The following is a 3162-nucleotide window of genomic DNA, read 5'->3' as shown; positions in this document are numbered from 1 at the left end:
TGGCTGGCAGCGTGCCGGTAGCGGGTGCTCAGTGCGGCACCTATAACCAAGCTAGGCAGGATCGCCCAGCCAGTGGCTGGGCTGGACAGCCTACGCTGCGCTCCGGCTGCCCCTGCTAGCGGCGTTACACACTATGAAAATGAAAGCCATTAAAGAACTTTCAACATTGATCCTGGTATTCGCTACCCAGGGCTGTGCAGAACTTTATGAAGCTATGTCATGCTCAAATAATACGAGCCCGGTATTCATAGAAGTTAAGCCTGATACCATGCTCTACCATTGTGGGCCCCATGAGCGCTGCCAAAGGGTTTCTCTCAATGGCACTGATATCTGGATAAAATGGGAAGACCAAGAAAAATTGATTCTTGGGGTGTGGGGCTTCTACGATAAAGAGGTAATCTTAAAAAGAAACATTGATAACATTAACGTAAGAATCATTGATAAAGATAACCAAAGTGTGGTTATCAAAGAATACAGCAACTTACACTGGGTCAATGGTGAACCGATTGTAAACTTAGATCACAAGATAAAATCTAACGAAATATATAATTTATCATTTGATCTTATTATCGAAAATACCAGCGGTATTCAAAGTACCTCTTTCTCTGGCAGTCTTGAGAAAGGCTCGGTTAGAACTTGTGTCCCGTTGGTGTAACAAGCGCATGTTGTCGGACTGGTTTTCCGCTGCGCTCCAAACCAGCCGAAAATGCGGGCGTTATGTTGCCGGGTGGTAAAAACTGTTGTCAGTGCCAGCATGTAATTTTTCTCACTGGTTAAGAGTCCAGCATTGAGCAGCTCGGTCGCTACGGAACGCGGCAGTTTCGCTCCTAGAGCCTTCTCTCGGGTTCAGTAGAGATGGGCACTTCACTGCAGTATCGTGGGGTGCCATTAAGTTAATAATTTGGTGGGGGGGTGCTGTATTCTTCCCTCGTAACATTGGGCGCTGGCCAGCCAATCCGTGGCTGGCAAACTGCTAGTAGTCGGTCCGGAGCGCGTCAGCCATAACCAAGCTAGGCAGGTTCGCCCAGCCGGTGGCTGGGCTGGACAGCCTACGCTGCGCTCCGGCTGCCCCTGCTAGCGGCGTTATGCATCATGGAGAAATGAGTGAAATATACTTGCCCTTGTTGTGGTTACAAAACGTTGGATGAGCCTGCTACTGGTACATTTGATATATGTGATCTATGCGGCTGGGAAGATGATACGGTACAAAATCAAGATCCGGACTACGAGGGTGGTGCAAACGGTATTTGTCTCAGAGAAGCTCAACATAATTTCATTAAAGAAAAAATAGATACACAAGGTTATGTTAAGGACCCAAGTTGGCAGTTATTAGAAGCGCCCACAACGGAATCGCGTTTAAAAAGCAGTAAAACAAACTTTGTTGTTAACAGTAATGGTGAAATCAAAAATGCATAACAAAGCCAGGCACATTCGCCCACTTCGTGGGCTGGACCTCCGCACTGCGTGCTCCGGGCTGTGCTGGCGGCGTTATATTTCTTAGGATGAGCAAGTGCTAACGAAAAAGACTTTCATACTGGCGGGGATACTATTACCAATAGTTTTCTACGTACCTAGTATTTTGATCGCGGCCCATGGTGGCTACGGTGGAAGTCATTGCGCTGGATTGTTGGATGCTGTCTGGCATTGTACCGAAACTGAATATTACTTAGATTGGTTGCTCAACCCGCTTTCAATGGTGGCTCTTTTTATCTATTGGCTAATTTCAGCCGTAGTAACACCTGTTTTATGGGTTTTGTACAAAAAATATAACAAGTCAGTGCACTCGACGCCTGCGGCGACGAGTGACTGAGGCGTTATGTTGCCGGTCGGTAAAAATTATCATCGGTGCCTACGGGAAATTTTCGCACTGGTTTAGCGTTCAGCATCGAGCTACGTGGCCGTTCCGGGATCAAGCAGTTTCGTTCCTAGAGCGTTCTCTCCAGTTCGGTAGTGGTGGCTAGTGCACTGTAGTATCGTGGGGTGCCATTAAATAAATAATTTGGTGGGGGAAGTGCGGTATTCTTCCCTCGTAACATCTGGCAGTGGCCAGCCAATCCGTGGCTGGCAAAGTGCTAGTAGTTGGGCCGGAGCGCGTCAGCCATAACCAAGCTAGGCAGGTTCGCCCAGCCGGTGGCTGGGCTGGACAGCCTACGCTGCGCTCCGGCTGCCCCTGCTAGCGGCGTTATGTTGCCTGTCGGTAAAAATAATTGTTGGTGCAAGCGGGTAAAATTTTGCACTGTTTTAGCGTCCAGCAATGAGCAGCTTGGCCATTCCGGCCTGAAGCAGTTTCGCTCCTAGAGCATTCGCTCTCGTTGAGTAGAGCTGGCTAGTCTGCTGCAGTATCGTGGAGTGCCAATAAGTTAATAATTGGGTGGGGGAAGTGCGGTATTCTTCCCTCGTAACATTGGGCAGTGGCCAGCCAATCCGTGGCTGGCAAACTGCTAGTAGTCGGTCCGGAGCGCGTCAGCCATAACCAAGCTAGGCAGGTTCGCCCAGCCGTTGGCTGGGCTGGACAGCCTACGCTGCGCTCCGGCTGCCCCTGCTAGCGGCGTTAGCTTTACTCCAGAAAAGGATATAAATGAAAACTCTAAATATACTCTCGCTTTGTGGCTTGCTAGCCTTAGCATCAGTTGCATCAGCATTTGACAGGGAAGCAACACTAGCTAAGCACAAAGAAGAATGTCAGCTTAAACTTGTCCTCGCAATGGGTCTAGCCGCTCAAAAAGATTCGGGCAAGTCCCAAGCTGAATTAGAAAAGGTAGCAGCCAAATCAAAAAATCCAGAAATAATGGCACCCATGGTAAAAGAGTTATTTGCCCAGCCTGAGTTACAAGGTCGCACGTTTACTTTCTATAATTTTGAGAGCTGCTTAATTTCAAAAGCTACAAATAAGCAACCTATAGCAATAAATCTAGTAAGTGCGCCCTTAAAAGCATGCGAGTCAAAGCACAGTGAAATGGAGTCTTTTATCAAATGCATAGACTCTACCATTATTAATTATGAGCAAAAAAGCTAACAAAGCGCTCAAAATGGACACTGATCTTCCCCCGCTTTGACGGACACCAAAGTCAAACAGACGAGGTGTCCAATGCCCAAGTACAAAAACCCAAAGAAGACATGGCGGTACTCAGATGAATTCAAAGTCAAAGCAGTATTGCTTAG

At 47.8% G+C, this 3162-nt stretch carries 3 protein-coding genes; all 3 read left to right on the top strand.

The window, feature by feature from the left end; genetic code table 11:
• The first annotated feature begins 133 nt into the window (after positions 1 to 133).
• The 3 genes from ABEA58_RS14120 to ABEA58_RS14110 all read left to right on the top strand — a co-directional run bounded on the left by ABEA58_RS14120 (position 134) and on the right by ABEA58_RS14110 (position 3016).
• On the top strand, positions 134 to 655 hold the full coding sequence (locus ABEA58_RS14120) for a hypothetical protein (RefSeq protein ID WP_345552525.1): 522 nt from the start codon (positions 134 to 136) through the stop codon (positions 653 to 655).
• Positions 656 to 1104: 449 nt separating this feature from the next.
• Positions 1105 to 1416, top strand: a complete 312-nt coding sequence (locus ABEA58_RS14115; protein WP_345552523.1) for a CPCC family cysteine-rich protein — start codon at positions 1105 to 1107, stop codon at positions 1414 to 1416.
• A 1162-nt stretch (positions 1417 to 2578) separates the two neighbouring features.
• Positions 2579 to 3016 carry a hypothetical protein gene (locus tag ABEA58_RS14110; protein WP_345552521.1) on the top strand — a complete coding sequence of 146 codons (438 nt, stop codon included), beginning with the start codon at positions 2579 to 2581 and terminating at the stop codon, positions 3014 to 3016.
• The last annotated feature ends 146 nt before the right edge of the window (positions 3017 to 3162 follow it).

It is taken from the genome of Microbulbifer aestuariivivens (genome assembly GCF_039545115.1).
GTDB lineage: Bacteria > Pseudomonadota > Gammaproteobacteria > Pseudomonadales > Cellvibrionaceae > Microbulbifer > Microbulbifer aestuariivivens.
This window is presented reverse-complemented; position numbering and strand designations above follow the sequence as displayed.

Bases quoted from the DNA above. Each gene is read 5' to 3' on its own strand.
- ABEA58_RS14120 (WP_345552525.1), top strand. From the start codon at position 134: ATGAAAATGAAAGCCATTAAAGAACTTTCAACATTGATCCTGGTATTC.
- ABEA58_RS14110 (WP_345552521.1), top strand. From the start codon at position 2,579: ATGAAAACTCTAAATATACTCTCGCTTTGTGGCTTGCTAGCCTTAGCA.